This window comes from Flavobacterium yafengii (genome assembly GCF_030010375.1).
Classification (GTDB): Bacteria; Bacteroidota; Bacteroidia; order Flavobacteriales; family Flavobacteriaceae; genus Flavobacterium; species Flavobacterium yafengii.
Window position 1 is genome coordinate 1006401 of record NZ_JASCRY010000001.1, and the last position, 14068, is coordinate 1020468.

General features: G+C 33.1%; 16 protein-coding genes. 8 read left to right on the forward strand and 8 right to left on the reverse strand.

All coding sequences use genetic code 11. The features are described 5' to 3' along the window. Window positions 1–98: 98 nt before the first annotated feature. Both QLS97_RS04370 and QLS97_RS04375 read left to right on the forward strand, forming a co-directional pair. Window positions 99–1097 (forward strand): PorP/SprF family type IX secretion system membrane protein, encoded by a 999-nt coding sequence (locus tag QLS97_RS04370; RefSeq protein WP_282714447.1) that lies wholly within the window; start codon window positions 99–101, stop codon window positions 1095–1097. A 17-nt stretch (window positions 1098–1114) separates the two neighbouring features. Continuing rightward, window positions 1115–1633: a gamma carbonic anhydrase family protein gene (locus tag QLS97_RS04375; protein ID WP_282714449.1), complete on the forward strand. Its 519-nt coding sequence runs from the start codon at window positions 1115–1117 to the stop codon at window positions 1631–1633. A 10-nt stretch (window positions 1634–1643) separates the two neighbouring features. On the opposite strand, the gene murI is transcribed toward QLS97_RS04375, so the two are convergent. The 8 genes from murI to QLS97_RS04415 form a co-directional block, all read right to left on the reverse strand. Further along, a complete protein-coding gene (gene murI / locus QLS97_RS04380) occupies window positions 1644–2423 on the reverse strand; it encodes a glutamate racemase (RefSeq protein ID WP_282714451.1) in 780 nt (259 codons plus the stop codon). Between the two features lie 109 nt (window positions 2424–2532). Continuing rightward, complete coding sequence (locus tag QLS97_RS04385) at window positions 2533–3033, reverse strand: OmpH/Skp family outer membrane protein (protein WP_282714453.1); 501 nt, start codon at window positions 3031–3033, stop codon at window positions 2533–2535. 21 nt (window positions 3034–3054) lie between these two features. Continuing rightward, window positions 3055–4074 carry an OmpH/Skp family outer membrane protein gene (locus QLS97_RS04390; protein ID WP_282714454.1) on the reverse strand — a complete coding sequence of 340 codons (1020 nt, stop codon included), beginning with the start codon at window positions 4072–4074 and terminating at the stop codon, window positions 3055–3057. A gap of 37 nt (window positions 4075–4111) precedes the next feature. After that, window positions 4112–6841, reverse strand: a complete 2730-nt coding sequence (gene bamA, locus QLS97_RS04395) for an outer membrane protein assembly factor BamA (protein WP_282714455.1) — start codon at window positions 6839–6841, stop codon at window positions 4112–4114. Further along, the gene (gene uppS, locus QLS97_RS04400) at window positions 6774–7514 is read right to left on the reverse strand and encodes an undecaprenyl pyrophosphate synthase (protein ID WP_282710806.1); all 741 of its coding nucleotides are present in this window, start codon (window positions 7512–7514) and stop codon (window positions 6774–6776) included. The genes bamA and uppS overlap by 68 nt, the downstream gene beginning before the upstream one ends. Window positions 7515–7518: 4 nt before the next feature. Then, the gene (gene porG, locus QLS97_RS04405; RefSeq protein ID WP_282714457.1) at window positions 7519–8202 is read right to left on the reverse strand and encodes a type IX secretion system protein PorG; all 684 of its coding nucleotides are present in this window, start codon (window positions 8200–8202) and stop codon (window positions 7519–7521) included. A 168-nt stretch (window positions 8203–8370) separates the two neighbouring features. Next, the gene (locus QLS97_RS04410; RefSeq protein WP_282714460.1) at window positions 8371–9255 is read right to left on the reverse strand and encodes an NAD kinase; all 885 of its coding nucleotides are present in this window, start codon (window positions 9253–9255) and stop codon (window positions 8371–8373) included. Between the two features lie 78 nt (window positions 9256–9333). Further along, window positions 9334–9993 (reverse strand): CBS domain-containing protein, encoded by a 660-nt coding sequence (locus tag QLS97_RS04415; RefSeq protein ID WP_282714462.1) that lies wholly within the window; start codon window positions 9991–9993, stop codon window positions 9334–9336. 114 nt (window positions 9994–10107) lie between these two features. Between QLS97_RS04415 and QLS97_RS04420 the strand changes: the two genes are divergently transcribed. From QLS97_RS04420 to QLS97_RS04445, 6 genes are all read left to right on the forward strand, one after another. Beyond that, window positions 10108–10821, forward strand: coding sequence for a pyridoxine 5'-phosphate synthase (locus tag QLS97_RS04420; RefSeq protein ID WP_282714463.1), 714 nt, complete (start codon window positions 10108–10110; stop codon window positions 10819–10821). 105 nt (window positions 10822–10926) lie between these two features. Further along, on the forward strand, window positions 10927–11685 hold the full coding sequence (locus QLS97_RS04425; RefSeq protein WP_282714464.1) for an alpha/beta fold hydrolase: 759 nt from the start codon (window positions 10927–10929) through the stop codon (window positions 11683–11685). Between the two features lie 54 nt (window positions 11686–11739). Further along, window positions 11740–12084 carry a phage holin family protein gene (locus tag QLS97_RS04430; protein ID WP_091165627.1) on the forward strand — a complete coding sequence of 115 codons (345 nt, stop codon included), beginning with the start codon at window positions 11740–11742 and terminating at the stop codon, window positions 12082–12084. Between the two features lie 108 nt (window positions 12085–12192). Then, the gene (locus tag QLS97_RS04435) at window positions 12193–12543 is read left to right on the forward strand and encodes a hypothetical protein (protein WP_282714466.1); all 351 of its coding nucleotides are present in this window, start codon (window positions 12193–12195) and stop codon (window positions 12541–12543) included. Window positions 12544–12697: 154 nt separating this feature from the next. Next, window positions 12698–13573 carry a DUF3347 domain-containing protein gene (locus tag QLS97_RS04440; protein WP_131990226.1) on the forward strand — a complete coding sequence of 292 codons (876 nt, stop codon included), beginning with the start codon at window positions 12698–12700 and terminating at the stop codon, window positions 13571–13573. Between the two features lie 20 nt (window positions 13574–13593). Next, on the forward strand, window positions 13594–14064 hold the full coding sequence (locus QLS97_RS04445; protein WP_282714468.1) for a TlpA family protein disulfide reductase: 471 nt from the start codon (window positions 13594–13596) through the stop codon (window positions 14062–14064). Window positions 14065–14068 lie beyond the last annotated feature (4 nt).

A 14068-nucleotide genomic window follows, 5' to 3' on the forward strand; every position in this document is an offset into this window, starting at 1 on the left:
AATTAACTTTAGTTTAATTTTTAGATAAGCTGTTTGCTCTTGTTTCCATAAAACTTTTATTGATTTAGAATTATTCATTCGTATTAAAAAGTAATTAAATGTATAATAAAATTAAATTTTTATCTGCTCTTTTTTTTATATCTTTTTATTCCTTTTCGCAGGAAGGAATTCCTGTTTATTCCGATTATCTTTCAGACAATTATTACTTAATTCACCCTTCAATGGCAGGTGCGTCAAATTGCGCCAAAATTAGGCTGACAGGACGTAAACAATGGTTTGATCAGGAAGACGCTCCAGAGCTTCAAACCTTAAGTTTTAATGGAAGAGTAGGTGAAAAAGCAGGTGCCGGAATTATACTTTTCAATGATAAAAATGGATATCATTCCCAAAAAGGAGTCAAATTTAGTTATGCCTATCATTTGATGTTTTCAAGAAATGAGATAGATCTGAACCAATTGTCTTTTGGAATCAGCGCAGGATTAATTCAAAGCCAATTAGACGAAACAGAATTTCTTCAATCTGGTGATTTTGATCCCATTATTGATGGAACTGTTGTGCAAAAAGATTCTTATTTTAATGTAGATATCGGAGCATCATACAACTACTTGGATTTTTATGCTCATGCTACAGTAAAAAACGCTATAGAAACCAGAAGAGATATTTACACGGAATACGAAAGTGATAATTTAAGAAAGTATTTATTGAGTGCCGGATATATCTTTGGTGACAGAGACAAAATATTATGGGAACCTTCTATTTTATTCCAAATGGTGGATCAAACCAAAGAAAAATCGATTGACATTAACTTTAAAGCCTACAAGACGTTAGATTTTGGAAAGCTTTGGGGCGGATTATCTTATAGAAGAAGTTTTGATGGTGCAGAATACATTAATGGAAATTCTGTTTCTAAACAAAAGCTGCAATACATTACGCCAATAGTTGGTGTCAACTTTGATAAATTTATGTTTGCTTATACGTATTCTCAATTATCGGGAGCTGTTAAATTCGATAATGGTGGCTATCACCAAATTACTTTAGGAATCGATTTGTTCTGTAAACCTGTGAAATACGATTGCAACTGTCCTGCAATTAATTAATATTTATTTTTTTCCCCATGCTAATTAAATCTGTTAACGGTAAGTCTCCTTCAATTCCTGAGGATTGTTATGTAGCCGAAAATGCAACTATTGTAGGAGATGTTTCTTTTGGAGAAAATTGTAGTGTTTGGTTTAACGCCGTAATTAGAGGTGATGTAAATTTCATCAAAATTGGGAATAAAGTAAACATACAAGATGGTGCAGTTATTCATTGTACATACAAAAAACACCCAACAATTATAGGAAATAACGTTTCTATTGGTCATAATGCCATTGTACACGGTTGTACAGTTCACGATAATGTGCTAATAGGAATGGGAGCAATTGTTATGGATAATTGTGTTATTGAAAGCAATTCTATTGTGGCTGCCGGTGCTGTAATTACTCAAAATACAGTTGTAGCATCTGGCACAATCTGGGCGGGAGTTCCAGCTAAAAAAGTGAAAGATATTGATCAATCTGATTTTGCTGGTGAAATCGAACGCATTTCGAATAATTACGTGATGTATTCGAGTTGGTTTAAGGTAGAAGAGTAAAAAATATTGTTTAAAACTTTATTTCTTCAACCGGATATTTATTTTCTAAAATTTCAGTCAAAACTTTGGGATTTGTATTCGTATAAAAAACGGGTTCACTGTTTTCTGCCGATGAAAAACCTACTTTGTCTCGTAATATATTTCGTGTTTGCTTTGCAACAGCTTCGCCAGAATCTATTATTTGAATGTGTTCTGGAATAATTTTTTTAATTTGAGGAATTAGATAAGGATAGTGGCTGCAACCTAATACTAAATAATCAATGTTAGCTTCAATCATCGGAGTCAGGTAGGAGTAAAGGAGTTTAGTTATCTCTGGTGAATTGATATCCCCGTTTTCAATTAGTTGCACTAATCCGTGACCTACTTGCTCAATTATTTTTGTGTCTTGGTATTTTTCTGTAGTCTTGTTGAACAGTTCACTGTTCAAGGTTCCCTGTGTAGCGAGGATTCCTATTATTTGTGTTTTAGAATGCGTAACCGCTGGTTTAATCGCAGGTTCAATACCTATAAACGGAATGTCGTATTTTGCTCTTAATTCTTGGATTGCATTAGTAGTTGCGGTATTACAAGCTACAACAATTAATTTGCAGTTCATCTCCAGTAGGAAATCAGTATTTTTCATACTCAATGCAATAATCTCTTGTTTGGATTTTTGTCCATATGGGGCATTTTTGCTGTCTGCCAGATATATGGTTTTTTCATTGGGCAGTAATTGATGGATTGCTTTCCAAATGGAAGTTCCGCCAATCCCTGAGTCAAAAATTCCTATTGGTTGATTATTACTGTTCATAAAAACAAAGTTACATGCTGGAATTTGAATTTCCTAAAGTTTATTTTAAACAAAAAACTGCTCAAACCTAAGATAAGGGTGAGCAGTTTTGTACGATTATCTGTTTTTTTTAGAAACCTAAATCTTTTTTCACATCCATAGTCAAGTTTGGACCATCAGCAAGTAAAAGACTTGAACCATCAAGAACATATTGAAATCCTTTAGCTTTTCCTACTTTTTGAATAGAAGCTCTTACTTTTTCCATTAATGGTTTTACGATATCAGATTCTTTTTGTTGCAATTCTTTTTGAGCATTATCTCTAAAATCAACAATTCTTTTTTGCATATCTTGAACTTCTTTAGAACGCTCACCATTTACAGCTTCAGTAACTGTAGCAGCTTCAGCTTCGTATTTTTTCAATTTTCCTTGGTATTCTTCAACCATTTTTTTGTAGTCAGCATCATACGTAGTACTCAATTTATCCAATTGTTTTTGAGCGTCTAGCATTGCTGGCATTTTTGTCATAATTTCACTTACATCAACATGAGCAGTTTTTGCTTGTGCATTAATTGTTTGGTTTGCTCCTAAAATAAAAATTGCAGCAATAAATAGAGTTTTAATTTGTTTCATCGTTTTTAAAATATTTAATAATTAATTTTTGTTTGTGTTTTCTTTTAATTTTTCTTCTTTGGCTTTCCTGATAGCTTCTCTGTCTTCCAGTATTTTTTTTCTTTTCTCGTCTAATGCTTTCTTGCGATCCTCTAAAACTTTCTTGCGATCTTCTAATGTTTTCGCTCTTGCATCAGCTTGTTTTTGTTTAGCATCTTCAACCGCTAGTTTTGCACTGTCTTTAGCTGGATCATTACTTGCTGCTGTTTCTGTGGCTTCTATTTTAACATTTGCAGAAACCGTGCCATTTTTTTTAGCCTCTCTGTCGGCTATAACTTGTTTCCTTTTATCATCAAACTCCTTTTTCTTTTGCTCTTGAAGCAATTTTCTATCAGCGAGTATTTTATCTCTTGTTGCTTTTTTATCATCCAAGACTTTTTGTCTGTCTGCCAATGCTGGATTTTCATCCAATGCATCTTCTTTATTTTCTTTGGCTTCTTCTGCTTTTAGTTGTTTTTTAGTCAACTGTTCTCTTTTTTCTGTCCTGTTCAATGTGCGTAAAATTTGCTCGCTGATATCAAATCTCTTTGCCGCAAATAACATAGTCAAGTCAGAAGTTTTGTCAAAGATAAAATCATATTTTAATCGTTCTGCAATATCTTGAACTGCAGTAAAAACTTGATCTTGTATTGGTTTTACCAAAACGGATTTTTGTATCATCAAATCTCCATTAGCACCAAATCTTTTTTGTTGGTAATCCAGATTTTCGTTTTCAAGAAAATTAATTTCTGTTTCTCTTTCGTCAATTAATTCTTTTGTCAATAAAGCTCTTTCAGCTTTTAAGGCTTCCTTCAATTTATTGATTTCAATTTTCTTAGTATCAATCTCCAGTTTCCATTTTTCAGCCTTTTGCTCTAATTGAGCTTTTGCTTCCGTATAATCGGGTACATTTTGTAAAATGTATTCCATATCAATGTAGCCTAGCTTAGTTCCTCTGGTTTGTGCGTTAATTGTTTGTGCAACGACTAACGCCAAACATAGATATAAAAATTGTTTTCTCATAACGTTACTGTATTAGAAAATTTAAAACCAATTTTTTTTAGAATTGTTGCCCAATGATAAAATGGGTTTCCCATCCATTAGCTTTTGCTTGTCCTGGTAATGTATCAAAACCGTGACCAAAATCAATCCCCAATAAACCAAATGCTGGCATAAATACACGTAATCCAATTCCAGCAGAACGATTTAAGGCAAAAGGATTATAGCTTTTGAAATCCTTAAACGATGATCCTGCTTCCATAAATGCCAATGCATAAATTGAAGCCGATGATTTTAACGTTATCGGATAACGTAATTCCATTGAGAATTTATTAAAAACGGTAGCTCCAATTTGATCTCCTACATCATTTACTGGTGTTAATGAGTTGTTAGGATATCCTCTCAACTGTACTGTTTCTCTTCCGTCCATAGAATAATTTGCCAGTCCGTCACCACCAAGATAGAATCGTTCAAAAGGAACAACTCCTCTTTCTTGATTGTATGCTCCAAGGAAGCCGAACTCTGCTAAAGTTCTAAGTACTAATTTACCATAAATTTTTGTATACCAGTCTGCTTTAAACTTTATTTTATAATATTCTAACCATTTAAAACGCTCTTGATCTACTTTACTTACGTCCGTAGCAGCAAGATTGAAGTCGGTTACTTTATTTCCATTAGTGTCAATATAATCTCCTATTTGAACAATGTTGCCATTTGCATCTGGAACATTTAAGCGGTCAACAGTGTTTTTTAATTTGTATTCTTCTTTATCGCCTAATGTTGTATAATTAATTCCATTTAACAATGAATAAGGAGGCGTTAATTTAGCTGAAATACTAAACTCCGATCCGTACGTTGGGAATATTGGATTCACACCTTTATTACTTCTTGTTAATCCAACGGTATAGGCAAAATTTCTTGATGTTCCATCTCCAAAAGTAAATAATCCGGTATTGTAATTATTTAAATCATAATGTTGGTAACTTAACGATTGTGACAATACAAAGAAATCATCTGGAACAGTCAGTCTTTTTGCTAAACCAACAGACAATGTCATGATGTTAAAACTTTTGGTTTTATCGGCTCTTTGTGTAACAAAATTATTTAAAAATTGTTTACTGTATGATATAGAGCTACTAAATTGTACCGGTTTTTTTCCGCCAAACCAAGGTTCTGAAAATGAAACACTATAAGTTTGAAAAAATGTACTGGCTTGCAAACGTAAAGATACTTTTTGACCATCTCCCATTGGTAATGGTTTGTATGCATCTTTGTTGAACATATTTCGTGCAGAAAAGTTGTTGAAAGATAGTCCAAGAGTACCAATGAAACCACCTCCGCCATAACCACCTTGAAGTTCAATTTGACTAGAACCTTTTTCTACAAGATTGTATTCAATATCCACAGTTCCTGCTCCTGAATCCACATTCTTGAATTTTGGATCAATCGCTTCTGGATCAAAAAATCCTAGTTGCCCAATTTCACGAATGGTTCTTACTAATTCCTCTTTGCTGTATTTTTCTCCCGGTTTTGTTCTTAGTTCACGATAGATTACTCGGTCATTTGTTTTGTCATTTCCAACAACAGTAATTTTGTTGAAATAGGCAATTGGTCCTTCAGTGATTCGTATTTCAAAATCAATAGTGTCATTTGCTGTTCTAACCTCAACTGCATTTATATTAGAAAATAAATACCCATTATTTTTATATAAGTTGTCAATGTCTTCCCCGTCAGGTTTTGAGGCATCTGCAATTCTTTTTTGTAGCAAAACACCATTATAAATTTCTCCTTTTTTAACTCCTAAAACGCGACTTAATCCTTGATCCGTGTATACTGTATTTCCTAAAAATTTAATGTCTCCAAAGTAATATTTGTTACCTTCTTCTACATTTATTTTAATGGATAATGCGTTCTTTTCTTTGTCAAAAGTAACAGAATCTGAAAGTATTCTCGCATCTCTATATCCTTTTTCCTTGTAAACTGAAATTATTTTTTCTAAATCAGTTTTGTATTTCTCTTTTATGAATTTCGATGCTTTTAAAATTCGAATGAAATTCTTTTGTTTCGTATCTTTCATCGCTTTTCGCAATGTTTTGTCTGATATTTTTGTATTTCCTACAAAGTCAATTTTTTGAATTTTTACCTTTTCACCCTTGTCAATACTGACAAGCATGTTTACTGAATTTATTGTTGAAGTATCTTTAACAGTGTTTATGTTTACTTTAGTGTTATAAAAACCGTCTTTTTTATATTTATTTTCGATGTAGTTTTTTGTAGTGGTAATCAAGTTTTCATTAACTACTTTACCTTTATTTAGACTGTTGTCTTTTATTAAAGCTTCTGTCTTTGTTTTCTTAACGCCTACAAATTTTACTTGGTTTAATTTAGGTAATTCTACAATATTCAAATCAAGATAAATACTGTCATTTTGCACTTTATTTACATAAAATGAAATTTCATCAAAGAGACCCAGTTTTCCAAGTTTTTTTATAGCAGCACTGATTTCTTCACCGGGAATTGTTATTTCTTGTCCTTTTTGCAAACCTGAAAAAGTTACTACGGTTTGAGAGTTGAAACTGATGTCGCCAACCACCGCTACATCGGCTAAAATGTATTTTTTTCCTTGATCAAAAGGAACTCTTTCTTGAGCTTTAACTTGTGAAAAACTTCCAAAAATCAAAACGGTAAGGACTATTTTTATGCTTTTATTTAACACTAAAAAATTATTTAATTTGTTCACTTGTTTTTCCAAATCTACGCTCTCTTTTTTGATAACTAATGATAGCCTCATATAAATCTTGTTCTTTAAAGTCTGGCCACAATATATCAGTAAAATATAATTCTGCATAGGCAATTTGCCACAACAAAAAGTTACTTATCCTATGTTCTCCACTTGTTCGTATTAATAAATCTACGTCAGGTAAATTTTGCGTGTAAAGATGCTCATTAATAATGGAATCGTCAATAGTGTCTATTGAAATTATATTATTTTTAACTTTATTACAGATGTTTCTGACTGCACTGACAATTTCTTCCCTGGAGCCGTAGCTTAACGCCAGAGTCAATGTCATTTGTGTGTTGTCTTTAGTTTTATCAATAACATCAAGTAGTTCTTTTTGTGCTGATTTTGGTAATTTTTCCAAATTACCGATAGCATTCAGTTTGATGTTGTTTTTTTGGAGTGTTACAAGTTCTTTTTTCAAGGAGTTGATGAGCACTTTCATTAAAGTTTCAACTTCTAATTTTGGTCTGTTCCAATTTTCAGTGGAAAAAGCATATAAGGTAAGAAATTCGATTCCGAGCTTAGCACTGGCTTCGATTATTACTTTAACTGATTTTGTTCCGCTTTCATGGCCTAAAGCTCTTAAAAGGCCTTGTTGTTTTGCCCAACGGCCATTGCCATCCATTATAATAGCTAAGTGTTTTGGCAAGTTATTCTTGTTGATAGTCTCTAGTAAATTCATTTTTTTATTCTGCACAATAACAGGGTTTATTCCCAAAGGTATAAGTTAAAGTAACTCCTGAAAAAACATACCAATCATTATTATTTATATTTCCAAATCGGAGCGATTCCAAATTTTTATTTTCCGGATTATTTCCGTCTATGTTATCCGTCAACGTGTATCTTGCACCAACTTCTGCAGCCAATATTAAACTAGGACTAATGGTTGATTTTATTCCTATAGTCATTGGTATTGCAAATGAACCTGTGTTTTTATCTTTTTTAGTTTCTCCGTCCAATACATACAATTCGTCATGTCTAAAATAACTTACGCCGGAATGCACATAAGGAGTAATTTTAGTACTGGATTCGTGAAGATTAAAATCAAAAAAGTTGAATTCAAGGCCTAAAGATACTTCTTTTATGCCGTTTTCAAAACGATAGCCTCTTTGGTTTCTACCGGCCTCTTTTGAATCTAAATCATTTGAAACGATTTTTGATTGTGTGTACGAAAAGCGATAAGCATGTCTGGCACTTTTATTCCACTTATATAGCAATCCAAAAGCAGGTTCGTTTGGCGAAACATAAGTAGTAGGGCCAACGTCTCCTATAAAATTACTTCCGCCTATAAAAACACCAACCTCATGTATCTGAGCATTGGTAACCATTAGGGGGAAAAAGCAAAAAAATAAATAAAAAATTTTGTTCATTTAATCAAAAATTGCGTGCAAATATAATAATTATCAATTCGATTCAATACCCATTCAGTTAAATGTATGTTTTTTTAATAATTAACTACTAAACACACATTAAATAAGTATTAGTTTTACTAAAACGAGGAAAATTGATAAAATCGTATAGTGCTTGATTAAAATGATTTAATTCCTTTTGTCTTCTCCCCAAAGTAATTTCTTGCGAAGTGTTTTTAAAAATGTTTCTCCGGGAATTTCGACCATATTAATTTGAAAAGGAGTTTTCTTTAAAGTCAGAATCGATTCGTTTTTTACCGAGGTAACTCTGGAATCCAATGAAACTAAATAGTATTCCTCTCTTCCTGAAACTTTTAATCGGATTTCAGTTTCATCTGGAACTACAAGAGGTCTTGCGGTAAGATTGTGAGGAGCAATAGGAGTAATAACCAGACTTTTTACGTCAGGTGTCAAAATGGGACCGCCACAGCTTAAGGAATATCCTGTGGAACCCGTAGGTGTCGAGATGATTAAACCATCAGCCCAATAGGAATTCAAATATTCCTCATTCAAGTACGTGTCAATCGTAATCATCGAAGTGGTATCTTTTCGACTGACCGTAATTTCATTCATGGCAAAATTAATTGCGTCAATGGATTCGTTCGGTGGAGTGCACGTTAAACTCAGTAAAGTTCTTTTAGAAATCGTGTATTTTTTATCGATAACAAATTGCATAAACGATGCAATATTTTCTTTTTGTACAGAAGCTAAGAAACCTAATCTTCCAGCATTTATGCCTAGAATTGGTATGCCGGAATCTCTGACTAATGTTGCGGCTCTTAGTATAGTTCCGTCTCCACCGATGCTTATCAGCATGTCAAAACTGGAGTCGAGTTCCGTATGGGATGTGAAAGTTTTGTATTTTTTTTCTACAATCTTCCGTTCATTAAGCATCAACAAAAAATGAGATTCAATAATCATCTCTACATTGTTTTTGTTAAAAAAAACAAAGATGTCATTTATGATGGGTTCTGTACTGTTTTGATAATATTGACCGTAGATAGCTACTTTCATCTTTTTGTTTAATCGTTTAATGTTGATATGTTTATTTTAGCATTTAATCGATTAAACAAATAATCGGTTAAACGAAAACTATATATTAAGGTATTTGTCTAAATAATCGGAGCGCTCTTTTAAATTATTGATATAATTGTCTTCTTGATGCTCTGAAATGATTTCGTAATTGTATCTTCTAAAAGTCTGGATGATTTCATTCATCGCGCCCAAAGTTATTTTCAAAGTAACTTCAACACTTTCAACATCCGCTTCTGAGATAAACAACCCTAAAAGTTTTCCGTTATTACTTTCTATAATTTGAGTAATTTGACTCATAGAATAATCCAAAACTCCTTTTTTAACAACAATGATTCCGCCTGGTTCTTTTAAAAAGGGTGTTTCGTGAAAAAATTTCATGATGTCCTCTATTTCATAATACCCTACATAGGTATTATTTTCGTCCAAAACAGGAACCAAATTAGTATGATTTTTTGCGAAAACTTCCAAAACATCCAGCCACATCGTATTTGTTCTGGTAAAAAATCCTTCAAGAGTAAATCGATAATCAGTCACTTTTTTATGACTGTCAAAAGTCTCTATGTCTTCGGATGCAATACTGCCAATGTAAACTCCCTCTTCGACAATTGGAAAATGTGAAAAGTGTAATTCGCTAAAAAAGTCTTGAACTGCCGCAATAGAATCTTGGCTGTCAATCGCTTTAAAGTCATTGGTGATATATTCTGTAATTTCTGTCATAAATCAATCGGCAATATTTCATGCAAAATAATCAAAAATAAGCAAAATCTCCTACCTTTTACTTTGTATTTTTGCTCCAAGTAAATACTAGTATCAAAATCAAAAAGTGTTCTAATGACAAAGTTAAGTGTAAACATCAATAAAATAGCTACTTTGCGAAATGCTCGTGGAGGAAATGTTCCCAATTTATTAAAAGTAGCCACCGATATTCAGAAGTTTGGTGCCGAAGGAATTACCATTCATCCTCGCCCGGATGAGCGTCACATCCGCTATCAAGATGCCCGAGATTTAAAATCTATTGTTTACACCGAATATAATATTGAAGGAAATCCAGAGAAAACATTTATCGATCTGGTACTCGAAATAAAACCAACTCAAGTGACTTTGGTGCCAGATGCAATTGATGCCATAACGTCTAATGCAGGTTGGGATACCATAAAACATGCGTCTTATTTAACCGAAATCGTTCAGGAATTTCAACGCAACGGAATCAGAACTTCCATTTTTGTAGATCCTGTTCTCGAAATGATTGAAGGTGCTAAAAAAATTGGAACCGAAAGAATCGAGTTGTACACCGAAGCATTTGCACATCAATACAGTTTAGGAAATCAAAACGGAATTTTACCATACACACAATCAGCGATTTTGGCCAATGAACTTGGATTAGGAATCAATGCAGGTCACGATTTAAGTTTGGATAACATTCAGTTTTTCAAACAAAACATTCCGGGATTACTGGAAGTTTCTATCGGTCACGCTTTAATTTCTGAAGCCATTTATCTAGGCTTGGATAATGTGGTGAACATGTATTTGCAAAAATTAAAATAGTTTTTTAAACCATTAAGAAATTAAGATAGATTAAGTCAAAAGCTTCATGACCTTAATTTCTTAATGGTTTGTAATTTAAATTATAACGTTAAAATCTAAAACCATATGCTTTTTTCAAAAATAGAAGGATCAGGAAAACCGCTTTTAATCCTTCATGGATTTCTGGGAATGTCTGATAATTGGAAAACACTCGGAACGCAATTCGCGACTGATTTTCAAGTTCATATTCTCGATTTACGCAACCACGGACGAAGCTTACATTCAGAAGATTTCAGTTATGAAATCATGGCGCAGGATGTTTACGAGTATTGTCAAGCTCATAAATTAGAAAACATCAATATCATCGGGCATTCGATGGGCGGAAAAGTAGCGATGCTATTGGCAACGACACATCCTGAATTAGTGGATAAATTAATTGTGGCTGATATTGGACCAAAATTTTATCCGCAACACCATCAGGATATTTTGGCGGGATTGAACGCCATAGATTTTTCCAAAAAACCAAGCCGCAACGAAGTCGAAGAAATCATGACCAGTTATATTCCTGATTTTGGAACCAGACAATTCCTGATGAAAAATTTATTTTGGCAAGAGCCGGTACAACTTGCTTTCCGATTTAATTTGGCAGTATTTAATCATAAAATGGATGAAATAGGAATTCCGTTACCGGAGAATTCAATTTTTGAAAAGCCAACTCTGTTTATTCGCGGAGGAAAATCTAATTATATTTTGGACAGTGATTTCGAAAATATAAAACAACATTTCCCGGATTCAAGCATCGAAACGATTCCTAATGTAGGGCATTGGCTTCATGCCGAAAACCCAACTGAGTTTTATCAAAAAGTGACTTCTTTCTTGAAATAAACGTGATAATTTTAAATTTTCACTACATTTATTAAAACTTTAAAACAAAAATTCATGAATTTACTGATCAAAATTCTTATCACTTCGGGCTTAGTATTGCTAATTGCGAACTTTATGCCGGGGGTTCATGTGGCAGGATTTACTACAGCATTAATCGTAGCAATTGTTCTGGGGTTACTTAATATATTTATCAAGCCAATATTGGTAATACTTACATTGCCGGTTACCATCATTACATTAGGATTGTTTTTATTGGTAATTAATGCATTAATGATTTTGTTGTGTACGAAAATTGTGGGCGGATTTAGTGTAGATACCTTTTGGACCGCTTTATTCTTTAGTATTATCTTGTCAGTATTACAGTCCATAATGAATGGAATATTAGGCGAAGGAAAATAAGGAATTGTTTTAACATGTATTTGTGAATGAATTAATTTACAGTATTTGTATAATTTTATACCTTTGTGCTTCTATATAAGATAAACAATGTCGAAAAAGTTTTACATAGTGTTATTAGTTATGCTTGGTTTCTTTATGACACCAAGCGTGGCTTTTGCATGTGGAACAAAAACTGAGAAGGCATGTTGCAAAAAAGAATCCTCTTCAAAAAAGGATAAAAAAGAATGTTGTAAAAAAGAACAGTCTTCAAAAGAGAAATCTCATGAAGGTTGTAATGGAGCTTGTAAAAATGTTACTTGCAGCAGTTCAACCGTCTATTTAGGGATGACTTCGTTGTCTTACACTGAATTGAATAATCAACTTTTCAGTTTTTCTACTGAAAAACAAAATTATTATTACTCAGAAATCTTTATTTCCTCAGATTTCCGTTCTATTTGGCTTCCACCTAAAATAAGCTAAATTCCTTCTTTGACAGCCAAAAAACTGTCAGTTTCAAAGCATTTTATGCTTTTATAATCATTAAATTTTAGTCGAATACAATTTGAAATATAGCGAAACAGGCTATTGTTTTCAATGTTTTTTGCGACTAATTCACCTCAAAATTATTCATATAATGAACTCAATAAAAAGAGTATTGATGGCAATAATCCTATTGCTTTCAGTTACAATTGCAAGCGCGCAAATTAAAAACGGTAAAACAGAAACGGTAAAAATATACGGTAACTGTGACATGTGTAAAAGCAAGATAGAAACTGCCGGAAACCTGAAAAAAGTGGCAAAAGTCGAGTGGAATAAAGATTCTAAAATGGCAACACTTACGTATGATTCCTCTAAAACGAGTCAGGACGAAATCTTGAAACGCATTGCTTTAGCCGGTTATGACAGCGATAAATTTCTAGCTCCGGATGCTACTTATGACGCATTACATGGATGTTGTCAATATGAAAGAGAAGCAAAAGTAGCCGTTTCAACAGAGATGAAAATGGAAAGTGCTGCTGCAGAAAATCATGCAAACCACGCCAATCATTCTGATACTGCAATTGCAAAACAGCAAGTGAATACGCAATTAAAAGTTGTTTTTGATACCTATTTCTTATTGAAAGATGCTTTGGTAAAAACAGATGGAAAAGCGGCTGCTACTGTTGCGAAAGACGTTTTAACAGCTTTGAATGCAGTAAAAATGGAAGAACTTGCTATGGATGTTCACGTCGTTTGGATGAAAGAAATGAACGGTTTAATGGCTGGTGCCAAGAATATTTCGGAAACTCAAGACATCAAACGTCAAAGAGAATTTTTTATTCCTTTTTCAAAATCAATGTACGAATTGATAAAAGTGGCTAAATACGAAACTCCGGTTTATCTTCAGTTTTGTCCTATGGCAAACGGTGGTAAAGGCGCAAACTGGTTGAGTAAAGAGAACGCGGTTAAAAACCCATATTACGGTTCTCAAATGATGACTTGCGGAAAAACAGTCGAAACGATTCAATAACTGTTTAAAAAGAATATAACATGAGAAAGATAATGCTACTATTCAGTTTGATAATCAGTATTTCAACTGCAACTGCACAAATGAAAATTGGAGATAGTTTGCCTGATTTTCAACTTAAAAATAATAAAGAAGCAACAATAAATTTGACTTCTCTGAAAGGAAAAACAGTATTGATTGACTTTTGGGCTTCTTGGTGCGCGCCTTGTAGACTGGCTAATAAAAAGCTAGCTCCTTTATACAATCAATATAAAAATGACAACTTCGAAATTGTTGGGATATCGCTGGATACGGACAAAACGAAGTGGATGAATGCCATTCAAAAAGATAAATTAGCATACGAGCAATTAATCGATGCTAAAGGTTTTGATGCTAAATCAGCACTGCTTTTTGGAGTAGAAGAATTACCCAATTCGTATTTATTTGATGCTTCAGGAAAATTAGTTGCCATCAATCCTACAGAGGAACAAATAATTATGCAAATAAAAAAATAAAACA

Bases quoted from the DNA above. Each gene is read 5' to 3' on its own strand.
- QLS97_RS04370 (WP_282714447.1), top strand. From the start codon at position 99: ATGTATAATAAAATTAAATTTTTATCTGCTCTTTTTTTTATATCTTTT.
- QLS97_RS04375 (WP_282714449.1), top strand. From the start codon at position 1,115: ATGCTAATTAAATCTGTTAACGGTAAGTCTCCTTCAATTCCTGAGGAT.
- murI (WP_282714451.1), bottom strand. From the start codon at position 2,423: ATGAACAGTAATAATCAACCAATAGGAATTTTTGACTCAGGGATTGGC.
- QLS97_RS04385 (WP_282714453.1), bottom strand. From the start codon at position 3,033: ATGAAACAAATTAAAACTCTATTTATTGCTGCAATTTTTATTTTAGGA.
- QLS97_RS04390 (WP_282714454.1), bottom strand. From the start codon at position 4,074: ATGAGAAAACAATTTTTATATCTATGTTTGGCGTTAGTCGTTGCACAA.
- bamA (WP_282714455.1), bottom strand. From the start codon at position 6,841: ATGAGGCTATCATTAGTTATCAAAAAAGAGAGCGTAGATTTGGAAAAA.
- uppS (WP_282710806.1), bottom strand. From the start codon at position 7,514: ATGAATTTACTAGAGACTATCAACAAGAATAACTTGCCAAAACACTTA.
- porG (WP_282714457.1), bottom strand. From the start codon at position 8,202: ATGAACAAAATTTTTTATTTATTTTTTTGCTTTTTCCCCCTAATGGTT.
- QLS97_RS04410 (WP_282714460.1), bottom strand. From the start codon at position 9,255: ATGAAAGTAGCTATCTACGGTCAATATTATCAAAACAGTACAGAACCC.
- QLS97_RS04415 (WP_282714462.1), bottom strand. From the start codon at position 9,993: ATGACAGAAATTACAGAATATATCACCAATGACTTTAAAGCGATTGAC.
- QLS97_RS04420 (WP_282714463.1), top strand. From the start codon at position 10,108: ATGACAAAGTTAAGTGTAAACATCAATAAAATAGCTACTTTGCGAAAT.
- QLS97_RS04425 (WP_282714464.1), top strand. From the start codon at position 10,927: ATGCTTTTTTCAAAAATAGAAGGATCAGGAAAACCGCTTTTAATCCTT.
- QLS97_RS04430 (WP_091165627.1), top strand. From the start codon at position 11,740: ATGAATTTACTGATCAAAATTCTTATCACTTCGGGCTTAGTATTGCTA.
- QLS97_RS04440 (WP_131990226.1), top strand. From the start codon at position 12,698: ATGAACTCAATAAAAAGAGTATTGATGGCAATAATCCTATTGCTTTCA.
- QLS97_RS04445 (WP_282714468.1), top strand. From the start codon at position 13,594: ATGAGAAAGATAATGCTACTATTCAGTTTGATAATCAGTATTTCAACT.